The organism is Micromonospora sp. NPDC047812, from assembly GCF_040704175.1.
In the GTDB taxonomy this organism is placed as follows: Bacteria; Actinomycetota; Actinomycetes; order Mycobacteriales; family Micromonosporaceae; genus Micromonospora.
This window is the reverse complement of record NZ_JBEYRY010000017.1, coordinates 1-18610: the sequence shown is the minus strand read 5'-3', so window position 1 is coordinate 18610 and position 18610 is coordinate 1. Positions and strand designations below refer to the sequence as shown.

The following is an 18610-nucleotide window of genomic DNA, read 5'->3' as shown; positions in this document are numbered from 1 at the left end:
CGCGTACGCCGAACGCATTCGCACCCCTGACCTTTTGATCCACAGGCGGAAGGGTGGACACTGCCGAAGGTGCCGCCGCGTTGCGGCGCGCCGCATCATTGGTCAAAAAGGAGGGCTCGGTCGGTGTTCAGTCGTGTCGCCATCGTCAACCGTGGTGAGGCCGCCATGCGGCTCATCCACGCCGTACGGGACATCGCCGCGGAGACCGGGACACGGATCGAGACCGTCGCCCTGCACACCGACGTCGACCGTACGGCCACCTTCGTCCGCGAGGCGGACCTGTCCTACGACCTCGGTCCCGCGTCCGCGCGCCCGTACCTCGACCTGAAGGTGCTGGAGCGCGCGCTGGTGGAGACCGGGGCCGACGCCGCGTGGGTCGGCTGGGGCTTCGTCGCCGAGGACCCGGCGTTCGCGGAGCTGTGCGAGAGGGTCGGCGTCACCTTCGTCGGACCGAGCCCGGACGCCATGCGCAAGCTCGGCGACAAGATCGGCGCGAAGCTGATCGCCGAGGAGGTCGGCGTGCCGGTCGCGCCGTGGAGCCGCGGCGCGGTCGAGACCCTGGACGCCGCCCTGGCCGCGGCGGCCGAGATCGGCTACCCGCTGATGCTCAAGGCGACCGCCGGTGGCGGCGGACGCGGCATCCGCGTGATCACCAACGAGGCCGAGCTGGCCGACGCCTACGAGCGCACCAGCCAGGAGGCCGCGCGGGCGTTCGGCAGCGGCGTCGTGTTCCTGGAACGCCTGGTCACCGGCGCCCGGCACGTCGAGGTCCAGGTGATCGCCGACGGCCAGGGCACCGCGTGGGCGCTCGGGGTCCGCGACTGCTCCGTGCAGCGGCGCAACCAGAAGGTCATCGAGGAGTCGGCGTCGCCGGTGCTCGGGCCCGAGCAGACGGCCGAACTCAAGGCGTCGGCCGAACGGCTCGCCGTCGCGGTCGGCTACCGCGGCGCGGCGACCGTCGAGTTCCTCTACCACCCCGGCGACCGGCTGTTCGCGTTCCTGGAGGTCAACACCCGCCTGCAGGTCGAGCACCCGATCACCGAGTCCACCACCGGGTTCGACCTGGTCCGGGCACAGCTGCACGTGGCCTCGGGCGGGCGGCTCGAGGGCGAGCCGCCGGCCGAGCGCGGGCACGCCATCGAGGCCCGGCTGAACGCCGAGGACCCCGACCGCGACTTCGCGCCCTCCCCCGGCCGCATCGCGCGGCTGGACCTGCCGGCCGGGCCCGGCATCCGCGTGGACACCGGCGTCAGCGAGGGCGACACCATCCCCGCCGACTTCGACTCCATGATCGCGAAGATCATCGCGTACGGCCGCGACCGCGACGAGGCGCTCGGCAGGCTGCGCCGGGCGATGGCGCAGACCACGGTGATCATCGAGGGCGGCGCGACGAACAAGAGCTTCGTGCTGGACCTGCTCGACCAGCCCGAGGTGATCGACGCCAGCGCGGACACCGGCTGGATCGACCGCGTCCGGGGCGAGGGCAGGCTCGTCTCGCACCGGCACTCCGCCGTCGCGCTCGCGGCAGCCGCCATCGAGGCGTACGAGGAGGAGGAACGCGTCGAGCGGCAGCGGCTGCTGTCGACGGCGTTCGGCGGACGCCCGCAGGTGCAGCACGAGAGCGGCCGGCCGCTGGACCTCAAGCTGCGCGGCGTCGGCTACCGCGTGCGCGTCGCGCGGGTCGGCGCGCACCGGTTCCGCGTCGGCGTCGAAGCGGGTGGCGCCGTGCGCACCGCCGACGTCGAGCTGGAGCGCTTCGACCGGCACACCGGGCAGATCGTCGTCAACGGCACCCGGTACCGCCTGCTCATCGGCACGCACGGGCCGATCCACCTGGTCGAGGTGGACGGGGTGGCGCACCGGGTCACCCGCGACGAGGGCGGTGTCCTGCGTTCGCCCATGCCCGCGCTGGTCGTCGCCACGCCGTTGAAGGTCGGCGCCGAGGTCGAGGCGGGCGCGCCGGTGCTGGTGCTGGAGAGCATGAAGATGGAGACGGTGCTGCGGGCGCCGTTCAAGGCGCGGCTGAAGGAATGCGTCGTGTCCGTCGGCACCCAGGTGGAGACCGGCGCGCCGCTGCTGCGGCTGGAGCCGCTCGCCGACGACGCCGAGGCCGGGGAGGCCGCGGCGACCGAGTCCGTCGAGCTGGACCTGCCCGCCGCGCCCGCGAGCATCCCGGCGCGGGAGCGCGCCACCCGCGGTCAGGAGGACCTGCGCAGCCTGTTGCTCGGCTTCGACGTCGACCCACACGACGAGCGCCGGCTGCTCGACGACTACCTCGCCGCGCGCCGGGCGGCCACCGAGGACGGCCACCGCCCGCTGGCCGAGGAACTCGGCCTCATCGACGTGTTCGCCGACCTCACCGAGCTCAGCCGCAACCGGCCGACGGGCGAGGACGGCGGCGGCACCGGCCACGTGCCGAGCGCACGCGAGTACTTCCACACCTACCTGCAGTACCTCGACGTCGACCGGGCCGGGCTGCCGGAGGCCTTCCAGGCCAAGCTCGCCAAGGCGCTCGCGCACTACGGCGTCACCGAGCTGGAGCGCTCCCCCGCGCTCGAAGCCGCCGTGTTCCGGATCTTCCTCGCCCTGCAACGCGCCTCCGCCGACGCCACGGTCGTCGCGACGCTGCTGCGCGCCTGGCTGCGGGAGCCGCCGCCGGACGAGTCGCTGCGCGAGCCCGCCGGTCTCGCGCTGGAGCGGCTGGTGGCAGCGACCCAGGTCCGCTTCCCCGTGGTCTGCGACCTCGCGCGCGGCGTGGTGTTCGCCTGGTTCGCCCAGCCGCTGCTGCGCCGCAACCGCGCCCGCGTCTACGCCGACGTACGCCGGCACCTGCGCCACCTGGACGCGCACCCGGACGCGTCGGACCGTGCCGAGCGCATCGCCGAGATGGTGCGCTCCACCGAGCCGCTGGTGCGGCTGCTCGGCCAGCGGCTCGTCCGCGACGACCTCGACAACGCGGTCATGCTGGAGGTGCTGACCCGGCGGTACTACGGCAACAAGGACCTCACCGGCGTACGCACCAGCGAGGTCGAGGGCTGCACGTTCGTCGTCGCCGAGCGGACGGGCTCGTGCGTGGTCTCCGCCGCCGTGGGCTTCGACGCGCTGGGCAGCGCGCTGCGTGGCCTCGCGGAGCTGGCCGGCGGCCACGACGCGATCGACGTCGACATCTACCTGGCCTGGGAGAACCAGCCGGCGGACTTCGACGCGATGGCGGCCGCGCTGCACGAGGTCGTCAGCGCGCACCCGCTGCCGAACCAGGTCCGCAGGCTCACCACCACCGTCGCGGGCCGCAGCGGCGCGGTGATGCACCACCACTTCACGTTCCGTCCGTCGACCCTCGGGATGATCGAGGAGCGGCTGATCCGCGGCCTGCACCCGTACATCGCGCAGCGGATGCAGATGGAGCGGCTGAGCAAGTTCGACCTCACCCGGCTGCCGTCGTCGGACGAGGAGGTCTACCTCTTCCAGTGCGTGGCGCGGGAGAACCCGTCGGACGACCGCCTCGTCGCGTTCGCGCAGGTGCGCGACCTGACCGAGCTGCGCGAGCACGACGGCAGGCTGGTGGCGCTGCCGACGGCCGAGGACGTGCTCGCCACCTGTCTCGACTCGATCCGCCGCGCCCAGTCGCGGCGGCCGTCGAGGAAGCGCTTCAGCACCAACCGGATCGTGGTCTACGTCTGGCCGCCGAGCGACCTCACCCGCGCGGAGCTGGAGATGATCGCCCGGCGGGTGCTGCCCACGACCGCGGGCGCCGGGCTGGAGGAGATCCTGTTCATCGCCCGGCAGCGCGACCGCAGGACCGGCGAGCTGACCAAGATCTCCGTACGCGTCTCGTTCGACGCCACCGGCGGCACCGCGCTGACCGTCGGCGAGCCGTCGGACGAGCCGGTCGAGCCGCTCGACGACTACCGGCAGAAGGTGCTGCGCGCGAGCAGCCGCAACGCGGTCTACCCGTACGAGCTGACCGGCCTGCTCGGCACGTTCGTCGAGCACGACCTCGACGAGAACCACGCGCTGGTGCCGGTCGAGCGGCCGAAGGGGCGCAACAGCGCCGCGATCGTGGCGGGCGTGGTGACCACGCCGACCCGGCGGCACCCGCAGGGCGTCACCCGGGTCGTGCTGCTCGGCGACCCGACGAAGGCGCTCGGCGCGCTGTCGGAGCCGGAGTGCCGCCGCGTGATCGCCGCGCTGGACCTGGCCGAGCGGATGCAGGTGCCGCTGGAGTGGTACGCGCTGTCCGCGGGCGCCCGGATCTCCATGCAGTCCGGCACGGAGAACATGGACTGGGTGGCCGCGGCGCTCAAGCGGATCGTCGAGTTCACCCAGGACGGCGGCGAGATCAACATCGTGGTCGCGGGCATCACCGTCGGCGCGCAGCCGTACTGGAACGCCGAGGCGACGATGCTGATGCACACCAAGGGCATCCTGGTGATGACGCCCGACTCGGCGATGGTGCTCACCGGCAAGCAGTCGCTCGACTTCTCCGGCGGCGTCTCGGCCGAGGACAACTTCGGCATCGGCGGCTACGACCGGGTGATGGGCCCGAACGGGCAGGCGCAGTACTGGGCGCCGAACCTGGCCGCCGCGAGGGACGTGCTGATGGCGCACTACGAGCACACGTACGTCGCACCCGGCGAGCAGGGGCCGCGGCGGGCGCGGACGACCGACCCCGTCGACCGCGACATCTCCGGCTTCCCCCACGTCGTGGCGGGCAGCGACTTCACCACCGTCGGCGAGATCTTCTCCGCCGAGGCCAACCCGGACCGCAAGAAGCCGTTCGACATCCGGACCGTGATGCGGGCGCTCTCCGACCAGGACCACCCGGTGCTGGAACGGTGGGCGGGCATGGCCGACGCGGAGACCGTGGCGGTGCAGGACGTACACCTGGGTGGCATGCCGGTGTGCCTGATCGGCATCGAGTCACGGTCGGTGCCGCGACGCGGTTTTCCGCCCACCGACGGCCCGGACACCTACACCGCGGGCACGTTGTTCCCGCGGTCGTCGAAGAAGGCCGCGCGGGCGATCAACGCGGCCAGCGGCAACCGGCCGCTGGTGGTGCTGGCGAACCTGTCGGGCTTCGACGGCTCGCCCGAGTCGATGCGCAATCTCCAACTGGAGTACGGCGCCGAGATCGGCCGCGCGATCGTGAACTTCCGCGGGCCCATCGTGTTCTGCGTGATCTCGCGGTACCACGGGGGCGCGTTCGTGGTGTTCTCGAAGGCACTGAACCCGAACATGACCGTGCTCGCGCTGGAAGGCTCGTTCGCCTCGGTGCTCGGCGGCGCCCCCGCCGCCGCGGTGGTGTTCTCCGGCGACGTCAACGCCCGTACCGCGGCCGACCTGCGCGTGCGGGAGCTGGAGGCCCGTGTCGCGGCGGCCTCCGGCACCGATCGCGCGACCTTGACGGCGGAGCTCGACGAGCTGCGCTCGACGGTACGCGTGGAGAAGCTGGGCGAGGTGGCCGCCGAGTTCGACCGGGTGCACAACATCCAGCGCGCGGTCGAGGTCGGCTCCGTCGACGCCGTCATCCGCGCGGCGGAACTGCGCCCGCGCATCATCGAGGCCATCGAGGCCCGCCTGCGCTGACGGAGGCGCGCGCCACGGCGAGGACTCGCCGTGGCGCGTCGCGCCGGCCCGCTCGTTTACCGGGCGCCCGTACCGGGCGGACGCGTTGCGCGTCCGTGCCGGTGCGGGCGACCGCTGCGTCGCAGGCCTGGTCGACGGCGGGCTGCGGTACGGCCGGCCCTCAGGAGCCCTCTCAGGCACGGCCCGGCCTCCGGATATCGAGAAAATATGGCCGTCGACGGGACCCTGCGGCAGATCGATCCGTTCTCGCGGTGAGGCTGCTGAATCCCATGGTCGAGCTTGACGTCGTGGACCGCCTGCTCGGAGCACCGCCGGATCTGCCGACCTGGCGGGTCGCCGACATGGCCAACCGCAAGGGAATTCTGGCCACCTGGCTCTCGTCCGCCGTGGCCCGGGGTCTCGAACTCAACGAGGCGGAGGGCGCGTACCTGCGCCGCTGGGAGCGGCGCGTCGAGACACTCCACGCGACCGGTGCCGAGTTGGCCGGCCGGTACGGAGCGACGGTCCTCAAGGGCCCGTGCATCGCCCGGCGCTATCCGGGTGGTCTGCTGCGGCAGTCGGGAGACGTCGACCTGTACGCCCCGAACCAGGATGTCCTCTGGTCCTGCGTACGGGACCTGGTCGACCGCTCGGGGGCCGTACCCCAGGCGGTCAGCATCCTGGAAGGCCCCGACGAGGTGCACGTCGGCGTGGCGATGAAGTGGCCCGCGGCCGAGGCGCACCTGGACAAGCCGATGGGCGCCGACGTCACCACCTTCACCTTCGCCGGCGACCTTCGAGGGGTCCCGGTGCGGGTCGCGCCGGTGGAACAGGACGACCTGTGCGGGCTCTTCGCCGTGGCCGAGGAGCGGTTCCAGCGCAAGTACCGGATCAAGGACCTGCTGGATCTGCTGGTGCTCGCCGAGGCGCTGGAGCGACGGCTGGGCGACGGCCTGACCGAGGTGGTCTGCGAGCACGCCGCGCGCCTGGCGCTCGCGCCCGAGCTGCGTCAGCTCATCGTCCGCACGGACGAGTGGGTGAGCGTGTCCGAGCGGTGGCGCCGCACCGCCGAGGCGCTGCGGCCGCTGGCGCGCCGGGAGAAGGACATGCGCCGCCCGGGCCGGGCGGGCGTACACAGGCTGAGCTTCGGATTTCCGCTCGACGAGCGGCCCGGCGCCGGCTCGCGGGTGGACGTCCACCGCAGGGCCGGCAGCAGCCTGGTGACGACGCCGGTCGGCACCTGCCTGCTGACAGAACGGCTGGTCGTGGACGAGGACGAACTGACGGACGCCCTCGACCACGCCCGGTCTCTGACCACCACCAGCTGAGAGGAGGTGTACGGATGCGTCACATCATCCTGGGTTCGTTCCGCGTCAAGCCGCGGCCGTCGGCCGCCGCCAAGTAGTACGCGTTCCGCCGTGGTCCCCGGCCAGGACAGGCCGGGGACCACGCGCCACGGCATCTGGCACGATCGGAGCCCATGCACCCCTTCGCGCACTTCCTCCTCCCCGGCTTCCAGCAGGTGGCCGCCGACAGCTGGGCCAACGACGAGCGGATCGTGATCCAGGCGTCCTTCTTCAACCTGGTTCCCGACCTACCCGCCCCACTGACGGACCCGCCCACGCTGCGCAGGGGGATGGCGAAGATGGCCGCCGCCCAGGGCGGTGCGCTGGTCGAGGCCGACGTCATGCCGGTCGGCGGCCAGCCCGCGCTTCGCCAGCTCATCAAGGTCAAGCTGCCCAACCAGCCCCACGGCCAGGCGTTCCTGGGCAGCTACATCGTGCCGAAGGCCGCGTGCAGCGCCGTGCTGCGGGTGCAGGCCGCCGAGAGCGCGGCGTTCGGCCAGCGGGAGGCGATGGTCATGGGCCAGGTCGGCCCCGCGAACTACTTCAGGCCCCACCCGTACGGGTCCGAGGGCGAGGGCGGCCTGCCGTCGCACGTCGCCGACGATCCGGCGTACGACGCCCGGTTCCCGCAGCACCCGCTGACCCGGGTACGCCAGGTGATGGCCCAGCTCGCACAGCAGGTCCAGGTGCACCCCGGCTTCGCGGCGCTGCCACCGTTCGCCGGCTGAGGCCGGGCCCGCGGCGGTCCGGCCGTGCGCGCGGGCCGGCGGTGGACACGGCCGTCGGCCCGCGACGCTCCGGCGGGCCGGTTCAGAAGGCGTACAGGTCCAGGGCGATCCCGTCCGGTCCCCCGGAGTGGCTGACCGCGACCCAGTCGTCCCCGGCTCCGGCGAGCCAACCGGGATACCGGCCGAGCTGGCGACCGGTCGACGCGTCGTGGACGAGCACGACCGGCCGACCACCTGCCGCGCCGCTGACCGCCACGAGGCGTCCGGTCACGCTCGACCGCCAGCTCGCCGAGGTGCCGGACAAACCCGGATCCGGCGCACTCCACCGTGTCGCGCCGGTGGCCGCGTCGAGCAGGGCCAGCTCGCCCTCGTCGGCGGTGCGCCGCACCAGCACGGAGCGGTCGTCCCCGTCAACCGGCACGCCGGAGGTGACGCCCTCCCACTGCTTCCTGCCGGTCCGCAGGTCGACCATTTGGGGCCGGCCGGCGGCGGTGACCGCGACGAGCCGGGTGCCGGACCCGATCAGGGTCAGCCCGCTGTGGTCGTGCGCCAGTCGCTTGGCACACTCCCCGTCCTCGCGGCGCCCGCTGAAGACCTCGCCGGACCAGCCTCTGGCACCGGTGGCCGCGGCGACGGTGGCGATGCTGACCGTGCACCGCCGGTCGCCCCGGGGCGGATCGTTGTCGGTGGTCACCAGCAGGCCGTCGGCGACGAAGCCGTACCAGGCCCGGCTCGGCAGGCGTCCGGCGCCGACCCTGCCGGTGGTGGGTGCGACGGTCGTGTAGGTACGCCCGTTCAGCCGCGCCGCCACGTACCGCTGGGTCGGCGCGGCGTACGGCGCGCGGACGCCGAGCGCCTCGTCGCTCACCCGGGCGAACCGGTCGGCGGGCAGTTTCCACAATTGGCGACCGTCGCGGACGTCCCGGGCGACGACGACGCACTTCGCCGACCGTCCGGTGCCGACGCACTCCCGGTCGTACACGACCTGTTGCTGGACGACGACGTCCTGGGTGTCCTCGGCCCGCCAGCGGGTGGCGCCAGTGGCCGCGTCGAGCACCTCCAGCGGCCCTCCGTCGCTGGCGCTGAGGACGATCAGATCGCCGGCGACCGTGTACTGGTAGCTCACCGGGAACGGGTGCCGCCAGCGGTCCTGCCCCGTGGCGCGGTCCACCGCCCGCAGTTCCCGTCCGTCCGGCACGACGACGACCTGGCCGAGCTGCGTCAACGGCTGGTCGAGCCGGTCGGCCGTCACTGACCAGATCGGCTCCGGGCCCTCCCGCTCCGCTCCGGTGTCGCCACCGCGCAGGCTCTCCTGGGTCACCTCGACCCGCGGCGCCGGCCGCTCCGGCGGCTCCGTCCGGGGCCCGGTGCAGGCGGTGAGCCCGATGATCAACCCCAGGGCTGCCCCTGCCAGGCTCCGACGGGGTGGGCGGTGCGACGGCGACAACGGTTTCTCCCTCGATCGGTGGACAAGGCCCACCCTAGGAACCGCCCGCACTCCACGCCGTACGGGATGCGCCGGCGACCGGCCCGCTCGCGCGGAGGTCCTCCGGCCGGGTCCGACGGCGTCCGGCGGGCGGCAGCGGAGAAGGGCCGGTTCCGGGCGGAACCGGCCCTTCTCGACGATCAACCCGGTGCGGTGGTCAGCTGACCGACTTGTTGTAGCTGTCGATGGCGCCCTGCACGCTCGCCGCCGCGTCCTTCATGGCCTGCTCGGCGGGCTTGCTGCCGACGATCGCCGCCTCGAGGCCGTCCTCGGACGCCTTACGGGCCTGCGGCATCACGCCCAGCAGGCAGCCGGCCGACGCGACCGACGGCGGCAGCGCGTGCAGCTGGTCGACGGCGGTGCGGAACTGGGGGAACTTCGCCATCCAGTCCTTGTCGATCTGCTCGTCGAGCGCCTTGGCGTTGATCGGCACGTACCCGGTGCTGGTGTGCCACTTGGCCTGCTCGACCGGGCCGGAGGCGAACTTCACGAACTCCCAGGCGGCCCGCTTCTCCTTGTCGCTGTGGCCGACGCCGTTGATCCACAGCGAGGCGCCACCGATGATCGGTCCGCCCGTGGAGGAGGCGCTCACCTTCGGGTACGGGGCGGTGAGCACGGTGAACTTGCCCTTCGCGGCGTCGACGTAGCCGCGCAGCACGCTGGTGGACTCCAGGTGCATGGCGACCGTGCCCGACTTGAACGCGGCCTGGGCGTCGTCGGTCTTGCGGCCGGTGTTCGTCGCGTAGCCGCCCTTCACCAGGTCCGTCCACCACTGCGCAACCCGCACGGCCGTCTCCTGGTCGAACTGCACCTTGGTGGCCAGGCCGCTGCGCCCGTTGCCCTTGTCGCAGTACTCCTTGCCGTCGGTGGCGAGCAGCTGCTCCACCAGCCAGCCGTAGATGGCGGCGTTGAAGCCGTACTGGACGGTCTTGCCGCTGGCGTCCTTGACCGTCAGCTTCTTCGCCAGCTCACCGATCTCGGTGAGGTCCTTCGGCGGCTTCGTCGGGTCGAGGCCGGCCCGCTCGAACGCCTCCTTGTTGATGTAGAGCAGGGGCGTCGAGGAGTTGAACGGCATCGACCAGAGCTTGCCGTCGACCGAGTAGTAGCTGGCGATGTTCGGCTCGATGTCGCCGGCGTTGAAGCCGTCCTTCTCGATGAACTTGTGCATCGGCACGACCTGCTTCGAGTCGACCATGAAGCGGCTGCCGATGTCGTAGATCTGCACCAGGGCCGGCGTGCTCTTCTGCTGCACCGACGCCTTGTACTTCGCGATCGTCTCGTCGTAGCTTCCCTGGAAGACCGCCTTGACCTCGACCTTGCCCCCGCTCTGGGCGTTGAAGTCCGCCACGAGCTTGTCGACGGCGGTGGCGTTGGCCCCCTTCATCGCGTGCCAGAACTCGATCGTGGTCTTGTCCGTGGCCTTCTCCAGCACCTCGGCACCGGGCGCGTCGAGCGCGCCGCTGCCGCCGTCGGTGCCGGACCCGGAGTCGCCGCAGGCCGTGAGCGCGGCGGCGGCCACGACGGCGACGAACGCCGCCGCCGTACGGCGGAGCCGAGGTCTTCTCATTGGTTCTCCTTCTCGATGGTTCAACGCAGCGCCCCGGCGGTCAGCCCGCGGACGATGTAACGCTGGCCGAAGATCACGACGGCCAGCGTGGGTAGCAGCGACAACGCGACGCCGGCGAGGACGAGACCCGGCTGCGCCGCCTCGGCGTCGTTGAGCTGGGAGATGCCGATCTGCAGCGTCTGGAACTCGGTGTCGCGGATCAGGATCAGCGGCCAGAAGTACTGGTTCCACGCCGAGAGGAAGACGTAGACACCGACCGCCGCGATGGAGGGCTTGGACAACGGCACGATGACCCGCCACAGCAGTCGCCAGTGGCCGCACCCGTCGATCACCGCGGCGTCGCGCAATTCGGTCGGGAACTGCAGGAACGCCTGCCGCAGCAGGAACGTGCCGAAGGCCGAGGCGAGGAAGGGCAGCACCAGGCCGAGGTACGTCAGCCCGCCCCGCGTCAGGCCCCAGTCGGAGATGGCCAGGTAGTTGGGGATGATGATCGCTTCCCACGGCACCATGAGGGTGGCGAGGAACAGGCTGAACGTCGCGGCCTTCGCCGGCAGGCGGAGGAACGCGAAGGCGTACGCGGCGAAGATGCTGGTGACCACCTGCGCCACCGTGATGATCCCGGCCTGCACGGCGGAGTTCGCGTAGAAGCGGCCGAGCGGCACCGAGCGGAACACGTCGGTGATGTTCTGCCAGTGCAGCGCGCTCGGCACCAGCGCGGGCGGATAGGTCGCCAGGTCGCCGGGGCCCATCACCGCGCCGACGAAGCCGTAGTAGACCGGGAAGAGCACGGGGATCGCCGCGAAGCCGAGCACGACGTAGACGGCGACCCGCCCGAGGTTGAGCTTTTTCATCGGTAGTGGACCCGCCGTTCGAGGACGCCGAATTGGACGGCCGTGCAGCCGAGCATGATGACCAGCAGCACGACGGCCTGCGCGCTGGCCGCGCCGAAGTCGGAGGAGCCGAAGGCGAACGCCTTCTCGTAGATCGAGTAGACCAGCGTCGTGGTGGCCTGGTCCGGCCCGCCCTTGGTCAGGATGTGGATCTGCCCGAAGCTCTGCAGGGCGTGGATCGTGGACACCACGACGAGGAAGAACAGCTGCGGCGAGAGCAGCGGCACGGTGATCCGCGACGCCAGCCGCCAGCCGGTCGCGCCGTCCAGCCGCGCCGCCTCGACCACCTCGGGCGAGATCGCCGAGACCCCGGCGGAGAGCACCAGGATGTTGTAGCCGAAGTTCATCCACACCGTCGCGGCGCAGACCGCGGCCAGCGCGATCGACGGATCGGTGAGCCAGTTGACCCGGTCGAAGCCGAGGGAGCCGAGCAGGCCGTTCGCCACCCCGATCGCCGGGTTGTAGATGACGGCGAAGATGACCGACGCGGTCGCCACCGAGAACGCGAACGGCAGCGCGAACGCGGTGCGCAGCGCCCGTACGCCGCGGATGCGCGCCTCCAGCAGCAGCACCACGAAGAGCGCGCCCAGCACGGCCGGCACCACCGAGAAGAGCGTGAACAGCGCCGTCGTGGCCAGCACCTTGCCGAACTCCCCGGACAGCATGTCCCGGTAGTGCGCCGCGCCGACGTACTCCGACGCGGCGCCGAAGATGTCGTTGCCGTGCACCGACAGGTACAGCGTCCGCCCGAGCGGCCAGAACACGAACAGGGCGAAGACCCCCACCGAGGGCAGCAGCATCAGCCACGCGAGACCGGACTCGCTGAAGCGTGCGCGCCGCACCTGTCGGGCGGTGGAGGGCGTGGATTGGGAGGTCAGGGAGCGGTCGCCCGGTGGCGCGCCGACGGTGGAAGGGGGAGGCACCGCAGCACCCTACCAACGGCATCGAGGGATCGACATCATTTCAAGACCCGGGTCCGAGGCCTCCTCTATGCAGGGCGATCGCCGTAACCCGCGCCGTACACATGGCGTCACATCGCTGTTCCTTGCGGTGGCTGACCGGGGCGCGTGTTGCTAGGTTTCAGCTTCGGGTACCGCACCGTCGTCGATCGGGGGAAGTCGGCCGCGTGTCACACATCGAGAAGATCACCGGGGAACTGCGCGCGCTGACGACCGGCGTCGACAGGGCGCAGGCACTGGCATCCGCCGCCGACAACCAGGCCCAGGAGGTGGCCCTGCGCGCCGCCGGCGCCGGCTTCGCCGCCGTGGCGGCGGGCCTCACCCGCGTACGCGACGGCATCGCAACCGTCCGCAGCGGCCTGGGCAGCCTCGCGACCACGATCGGCGAGGCCACGAAGAGCACCGCGGCCGTCCCACAGGAAGCCAGCCCACACGAGACGATCACCGGCCTGACACCCGTGCACCACGCCGTCGACGGCATCCGCGACACCGCCGCCGCCACCATCGCCCAGGTCGGCCAGACACGACAACTCGTCACCACCGTCCTGCACGGCGGCCAACCCGGACCCCTCCTCCAGTCCCTGGAACAGATCACGCAGGTCCTGACGCTGGTCGTACAACGCACCGCCACCGCCCGGCAGGCGGTCGAGACGGCGATCGCCGAGGCCCGGCAACTGGGGTCGGCGGGAAACTGACCGGGGCTGGCGGCCCCACCCCGACCAGCCCCACCACCGCAGACCCCGACCCCACCGCCTCCTCGGCGGACGACGCCGACGCCGCCGATCACGACCTGAAGCCTTGGACCAGGCCCGCCACGGGCACCCTTGGCGGCGCACCGACCGGACCACGCACCCGGATCCCCCCGAAGGAGGACCACAACGTGCGGCGTTCACTGGAGTTCGAGAACCAGTGCGCCGACATCGTCGCCGACAGGGGATACCAGGTGCACCAGAACCCCACCAAGCAGGAAATCGCCGAGGCCCGATCCCGTACGGGCGACACCGGGGAAGTAGCCAAGGATCCGGACTACCTGATCGAGGGCCTCGTGTTCGACTGCTACTCCCCCAGGCCCTCGAGAGCGGTGCGAGGAATCTGGACAGGAGTCTCCGATAAGGTGGCCAGTCAACAGACTCAACGCGTGGTGCTGAACCTCCACGACTGGCGCGGAGACCTCGCCGCCCTGCAGCGGCAGTTCGACGACTGGCCGATACCCCGCCTCGAAGAACTGGTGGCGGTGACACGCAGCGGCACGCTCATCGAGATCGTGCGGCGGAACCGAGGAGGCGGCAACCATTGGCCATCGAGTATCAGCTGACGCTGGCGGGCGATGTCCCGGTCGAGCGGGTAGCCAACCTCGCCGCACCCGAAGCCACCGAGCAGCCGACCGACGCCGGCCGTCCGCGACTGTTCCGCGCCGACCTCGACGAGCGGCACGGATACGCGGTCGCCGTCTACTCGGGCAGCAACGGCTACTACGACGCGGAGGACGACGACGGATCCCAGTGGGAATGGGAGCCCGACCAGTACGTCAACATCAGTTTCCGCATGCGCAAGAACCAGCCGTCAGAGGCGGGGGTTCGCAACATGGTGACGGCCGTGGCACGAGTTCTCGCCAGCCGAAGCGAGGACGCGGCGCTGATGCTCGACGGGAACTGGCTGCTCCTGACGCGGGTTAACGGGATTCTCCGCAAGCACAGGCCATCGTGGTGGGAACACTACGACGTAGCCGACATCCTGACCGAACAAGCGTAGACGGTGTCGTCGGCAGGTCCTTCAGCCGACCACCGACATGTCGGGAGCTTCGGCCTTCCCGGAGCAGCGACCCGGGCCGGACGGCCGGGCGTCTCCGGTCCGGCGCGCTGCGAGTACCGACGATCGACGGGGATCTTCGCCTGACGGCGCCAGCCGGCCAAACGATTGAATGGCGCGCTATCGGCGAGACTGCTGCCGAACGTGGCTGCCCGACCGGTGCTGGACGATGGTCCTGTTCCGCACACTTCAGCCGTGACACACCAGCCTTCGCAGGATCCGTGGCACGGGCAGACCCCGCCCCCGCCTCCTCCACCCATGCCGTCCGGCCGCGGCGGCCCTACCCCGCCGTACCCGACCAGCCAGTTCCCGACGGCGTCCGAGGTCTGGCCCGTGCAGTCGCCGCCGAAGCGCCGCAGCCCACTGAAGATCGTGCTGATCAGCGCCGTCACGCTGGCGCTCCTGTGCTGCGGGGGAGCCGTCATCTCGGCGATGGTCTCTCCCCCGCCGGAGCCGCAGGGCCAGAAGCAGCCGGCCGCCGAGTCCATCCCGACCGTCCAACCTTCCGATGTCGCCTCCCCGACCGTGACCGAGCAGGTGCCCACCCAGCAGGCCGCGCCCACCCAGTCGCCGGAACCGTCGGAGTCCGCAGCGCCGGTGGTGCAAACGCGCACGGTCACCGAGACGCAGAGGATCGCCTACCGGAGCAGGACTGTCCGCGACCCCTCTCTCCTCAAGGGCACCAGGAAGGTGACCACCCGGGGCGTTGCCGGCGTCAAGACCCTCACCTACCAGGTCATTTTCACCGACGGTGCGCAGACGGCAAAGAAGCTGATCAAGTCGGAGATCACCAGGGCGCCGGTCACGCAGGTGGTGAGGGTCGGTACCAAGCAGACCCGACAGTGCGATCCGAACTACAGCGGAGCGTGCGTACCCGTCGCCAGTGACGTGGACTGCGCTGGTGGCAGCGGTAACGGGCCCGCCTACGTCCATGGACCGGTTCGGGTGGTGGGTAGCGACATCTACGACCTCGACCGTGACGGCGACGGTGTCGGCTGCGACGACTGAACGCCGGTCAGCGACAACTGCGAGGGGCACCGAGGGCAGGACGCTCACGTTCGTCGAGGACGCTGTCGTCAATCTAAGACAGAACGGTCAGGTCCGGCAGTACGGGGCCTGACCGTTCCACGGTCGCCATCGCGGCAGACCTGATCAACCCCGCGGGCACAGCGCATGACGGGTCACGACCCGCGTGGGAAGATCGCGCGAATGGATCTCCTGACGGCACGCCTACGCGCGTTCGCGGACGAGCGCGACTGGCAACAGTTCCACACACCCAAGAACCTGGCCATGGCGCTAGCCGGCGAGGTGGGTGAACTGCTTGCCGAGTTCCAGTGGCTCACGCCCGAGCAGGCCGCCGAGGTCATGTCCGACCCGGAGGCCGGTCCCCGGGTCAAGGCCGAGATCGGCGACGTGATGGTCTATCTGACGCGACTCGCCGACGTGCTCGACATCGACCTCGTCGAAGCCGCCATGACCAAGCTCGACGAGGTGGCCGTCCGCTATCCGGTGGACCGGGCGAAGGGCTCGGCCGCAAAGGCACGGCCTTGATCGTGGCGCTGAGTTGATCTCTTCGCTACAGTCCCCTCATACAGGCGCGTAACGACGGGCTTCCGGCTGTGGCCGGACATGCCCCCCATGCGCACGATCATTTCGTGCTGCCCGGGGGCAAGTGTTGTCAGCGTTCCGTACCTCCGCCAACGGTCTGCTCCGGCTGGCCGCCAACGGCACTCTGGCCGACCGGATCGCGGAACACCTCCGCCAGAACGTGAGCGAGAGTGAGCGCCGGTCCTGGTCCCGCAGCCTCCTGGTGCTCGGGCAGGATCTCGCCGATGCCGGGCTGGGGCAGGTGGAGGTTCTGGTCGAGTACCAGCTTCCCCTGACCAGCAAGCGGGTCGACGTGGTGCTGGCCGGCGTGGACCCGAGGACCGCCGAGGACTCCTACGTGGTCCTGGAATTGAAGCAATGGTCCCAGGCCGAGTCGTACGAGGGCTCTGACCGGCTCGTCCTGGTGGAACATGCCCGGGGTCCGCGGCTGCACCCCGGCGTGCAGGTCGGAGACTACTGCGAGTACCTCACGGACTTCCTCGGTGTCCTCGCCGACCGGCGCAGTCCGGTGCGTGGTGCCGCGTACCTGCACAACGCCGTCGACCGAGACGTCAACGACCTGTTCGCGCGACGTCCCACCGAGCAGAGCCGGATCTTCACCAAGCAGCGACGCGGCCAGTTCCTCGACTACCTCCGCACGCACCTGGCACCCGCGGCGGGCGCGCCCGCCGCGGACCGCTTCCTCACCAGCTCCGTCCGGCCCAGCAGGCACCTCCTGTCGTACGCGGCCCAGGAACTGAAGGAACGCTCGCACTTCACGCTGTTGGACGAACAGCGCCTGGCGTACGAGCTGGTTCTCCACTCGGTGGAGCGGGCCCGGTCGGCGGACCGCAAGTCGGTCGTGGTGGTCGCGGGCGGGCCGGGCAGCGGCAAGAGCGTGATCGCCCTGTCGGTGCTCGGCGAGTTGGCCCGGCAGAACCGGTCGGTCATGCACGCCACCGGCTCACGATCGTTCACACAGACTCTGCGCCGGTACGCCGGCAAGGGATCCACGCGCATCAAGAACCTGTTCGCCTACTTCAACAGCTTCATGACGGCGGAACGCAACGGGTTCGACGTGCTGATCTGCGACGAGGCGCACCGGATCCGGGAGACCTCGGTCAACCGGTTCACGCCGAAGGCCAAGCGGGAAAAGGCCCGTCCGCAGATAGACGAGCTGATCGCCGCCGCGCGGGTGCCGGTGTTCCTGCTCGATGAGCACCAGGTGGTCAAGCCCGGCGAGCTCGGCAGCGTCGACGTCATCTCCCGCTACGCCGAGAAACTCGGCCTGGAGGTTGAGGTGGTGTCGCTGCACGACCAGTTCCGTTGCGGCGGCAGCGAGGTGTACGAACAGTGGGTCCTCGACCTGCTCGGCCTCGACGACGGCGAGCCGGCGGTCTGGATGGGCGACGGCCGCTTCGACTTGCGGCTCGCCGACTCACCGGAGCAATTGGAGTCGTTTCTCGCCACGAAGCAGGCGGCCGGCGAGACGGCACGGATGTCGGCGGGGTACTGCTGGCCGTGGAGCGAACCGCGCCCGGATGACACTCTGGTTCCTGACGTACAGGTCGGCGACTGGTCCCGGCCCTGGAACGTCAGGAGCGACCGCAGCGTCGGCGACGCGCCGGGCAGCGCGTTCTGGGCCACCGACCCCAACGGATTCGGCCAGGTGGGCTGCGTCTACACCGCTCAGGGCTTCGAGTACGAGTGGTCGGGGGTCATCATCGGCCCGGATCTGGTCGCCCGCGACGGCCGGCTGGTCACCCGGCGCTCCGAGTCGAAGGATCCGGCGTTCCGCAGCCGTAAGACGCTCAGCGACGCCGAGGCGGACCGTCTGATCCGCAACACCTACAAGGTGCTGATGACGCGGGGCATGCGCGGCACGTTGCTCTACTCGACCGACCCGGAGACGCGGGAATGGCTGGCCTCGCTGGTCCGCGTGGAGCGCGGTCTGGAGACGGTCTACGAGGCCTCATCGTCCTCAAGGAGCTTCGGCTCATCCTGAGGCCCGCCAGCGGCACCGGAAGCCCTGCTCACCGGCAGGTCAGGGCAGTACGGCCACGGCCTGGATCTCGATGAGCAGGTGCGGGTGGGGTAGCTGGTGCACGGCGACGGTGGTGCGGGTGGGTCCGGTGGCGTCGAAGTATTCGGCCCAGACCTGGTTGTAGCCGCCGAAGTCGTTCATGTTGACGAGGTAGGTGGTGACCTGGACGAGGTCGCTCAGGTCGGCGCCGACGGTGCGCAGCAGATCTTGAATGTTGTCGATGACGGCGCGGGTCTGTGTGCGGATGTCGAGGTTGGTGGTGCCGAACTCGTCGACTTCGACGCCGGCGAAGGTGTTGTCGGGCCGTCGGCTGGAGGTGCCGGAGACGAAGACGAAGCCGCCGGCGACCTTGACGTGGGGGAACGCGCCGCGGGGGACGGCCTTGCCGGCGACGACGTGCGCCTGTGCTCTCCCGCCCTGGCCGGTCGTGCCGTGGTTCGCGGTCGTGTCGTGGCTTGTGGTCATGCCGATGCTCGCAGGGTGGCGGTGCCGAGGTGTTCGACGACGGCGCGGACGTGGGCGCCGGGTTTGAGGGGGACGGCGGCGGTGGCGGCGCCGGCGAGGAACACCCAGCCTTCGCGCAGTCGTACGCCGTGGCGGCCGGCGAGGCGGATGCCTTCGTCCAATGC

14 protein-coding genes and 1 pseudogene are annotated in these 18610 nt (G+C 70.9%); 9 read left to right on the top strand and 6 right to left on the bottom strand.

The window, feature by feature from the left end:
* The first annotated feature begins 123 nt into the window (after nt 1-123).
* The 3 genes from AB0883_RS29870 to AB0883_RS29860 all read left to right on the top strand — a co-directional run bounded on the left by AB0883_RS29870 (nt 124) and on the right by AB0883_RS29860 (nt 7639).
* Nucleotides 124-5586 carry a carboxyl transferase domain-containing protein gene (locus tag AB0883_RS29870; protein ID WP_366644618.1) on the top strand — a complete coding sequence of 1821 codons (5463 nt, stop codon included), beginning with the start codon at nt 124-126 and terminating at the stop codon, nt 5584-5586.
* Between the two features lie 269 nt (nt 5587-5855).
* Nucleotides 5856-6893 (top strand): hypothetical protein, encoded by a 1038-nt coding sequence (locus AB0883_RS29865; RefSeq protein ID WP_366644617.1) that lies wholly within the window; start codon nt 5856-5858, stop codon nt 6891-6893.
* Nucleotides 6894-7045: 152 nt separating this feature from the next.
* Entirely contained in the window at nt 7046-7639 is a 594-nt protein-coding gene (locus AB0883_RS29860; protein WP_366644616.1) for a hypothetical protein, read from the top strand.
* Between the two features lie 82 nt (nt 7640-7721).
* Here AB0883_RS29860 and AB0883_RS29855 read toward each other — a convergent pair whose 3' ends face one another.
* The 4 genes from AB0883_RS29855 to AB0883_RS29840 all read right to left on the bottom strand — a co-directional run bounded on the left by AB0883_RS29855 (nt 7722) and on the right by AB0883_RS29840 (nt 12424).
* Nucleotides 7722-9032 (bottom strand): PQQ-binding-like beta-propeller repeat protein, encoded by a 1311-nt coding sequence (locus tag AB0883_RS29855; protein WP_366644615.1) that lies wholly within the window; start codon nt 9030-9032, stop codon nt 7722-7724.
* 250 nt (nt 9033-9282) lie between these two features.
* Nucleotides 9283-10692, bottom strand: coding sequence for an ABC transporter substrate-binding protein (locus AB0883_RS29850; protein WP_366644614.1), 1410 nt, complete (start codon nt 10690-10692; stop codon nt 9283-9285).
* Between the two features lie 20 nt (nt 10693-10712).
* Nucleotides 10713-11543, bottom strand: a complete 831-nt coding sequence (locus AB0883_RS29845; protein WP_366644613.1) for a carbohydrate ABC transporter permease — start codon at nt 11541-11543, stop codon at nt 10713-10715.
* Entirely contained in the window at nt 11540-12424 is an 885-nt protein-coding gene (locus AB0883_RS29840) for a sugar ABC transporter permease (protein ID WP_366644612.1), read from the bottom strand. Before AB0883_RS29840 ends, AB0883_RS29845 begins: the two co-directional genes overlap by 4 nt.
* Nucleotides 12425-12708: 284 nt before the next feature.
* Here AB0883_RS29840 and AB0883_RS29835 point away from each other — a divergent pair, with 284 nt between their 5' ends.
* From AB0883_RS29835 to AB0883_RS29810, 6 genes are all read left to right on the top strand, one after another.
* Nucleotides 12709-13236: a DUF6244 family protein gene (locus AB0883_RS29835; RefSeq protein WP_366644611.1), complete on the top strand. Its 528-nt coding sequence runs from the start codon at nt 12709-12711 to the stop codon at nt 13234-13236.
* A gap of 185 nt (nt 13237-13421) precedes the next feature.
* The gene (locus AB0883_RS29830) at nt 13422-13856 is read left to right on the top strand and encodes a hypothetical protein (RefSeq protein WP_366644610.1); all 435 of its coding nucleotides are present in this window, start codon (nt 13422-13424) and stop codon (nt 13854-13856) included.
* Nucleotides 13835-14293 carry a SitI3 family protein gene (locus tag AB0883_RS29825; protein ID WP_366644609.1) on the top strand — a complete coding sequence of 153 codons (459 nt, stop codon included), beginning with the start codon at nt 13835-13837 and terminating at the stop codon, nt 14291-14293. Before AB0883_RS29830 ends, AB0883_RS29825 begins: the two co-directional genes overlap by 22 nt.
* 390 nt (nt 14294-14683) lie before the next feature.
* Nucleotides 14684-15358: a G5 domain-containing protein gene (locus AB0883_RS29820; RefSeq protein ID WP_366644608.1), complete on the top strand. Its 675-nt coding sequence runs from the start codon at nt 14684-14686 to the stop codon at nt 15356-15358.
* 201 nt (nt 15359-15559) lie between these two features.
* Nucleotides 15560-15901, top strand: coding sequence for a nucleotide pyrophosphohydrolase (locus AB0883_RS29815; protein WP_366644607.1), 342 nt, complete (start codon nt 15560-15562; stop codon nt 15899-15901).
* Between the two features lie 124 nt (nt 15902-16025).
* On the top strand, nt 16026-17942 hold the full coding sequence (locus tag AB0883_RS29810) for a DUF2075 domain-containing protein (RefSeq protein ID WP_366644606.1): 1917 nt from the start codon (nt 16026-16028) through the stop codon (nt 17940-17942).
* Between the two features lie 39 nt (nt 17943-17981).
* Here the strand turns inward: AB0883_RS29810 and AB0883_RS29805 are convergent, their stop codons facing one another.
* Together AB0883_RS29805 and AB0883_RS29800 are read right to left on the bottom strand one after the other, a co-directional pair.
* Nucleotides 17982-18446: a RidA family protein gene (locus AB0883_RS29805; RefSeq protein WP_366644605.1), complete on the bottom strand. Its 465-nt coding sequence runs from the start codon at nt 18444-18446 to the stop codon at nt 17982-17984.
* Nucleotides 18443-18610: pseudogene (locus AB0883_RS29800) on the bottom strand (4-oxalocrotonate decarboxylase); the annotation flags it as partial. The pseudogene AB0883_RS29800 and the gene AB0883_RS29805, both read right to left, overlap by 4 nt.

Coding starts and splice junctions, on each gene's coding strand:
- AB0883_RS29865 (WP_366644617.1), top strand. CDS start 5,856: ATGGTCGAGCTTGACGTCGTGGACCGCCTGCTCGGAGCACCGCCGGAT.
- AB0883_RS29860 (WP_366644616.1), top strand. CDS start 7,046: ATGCACCCCTTCGCGCACTTCCTCCTCCCCGGCTTCCAGCAGGTGGCC.
- AB0883_RS29850 (WP_366644614.1), bottom strand. CDS start 10,692: ATGAGAAGACCTCGGCTCCGCCGTACGGCGGCGGCGTTCGTCGCCGTC.
- AB0883_RS29845 (WP_366644613.1), bottom strand. CDS start 11,543: ATGAAAAAGCTCAACCTCGGGCGGGTCGCCGTCTACGTCGTGCTCGGC.
- AB0883_RS29815 (WP_366644607.1), top strand. CDS start 15,560: ATGGATCTCCTGACGGCACGCCTACGCGCGTTCGCGGACGAGCGCGAC.
- AB0883_RS29805 (WP_366644605.1), bottom strand. CDS start 18,446: ATGACCACAAGCCACGACACGACCGCGAACCACGGCACGACCGGCCAG.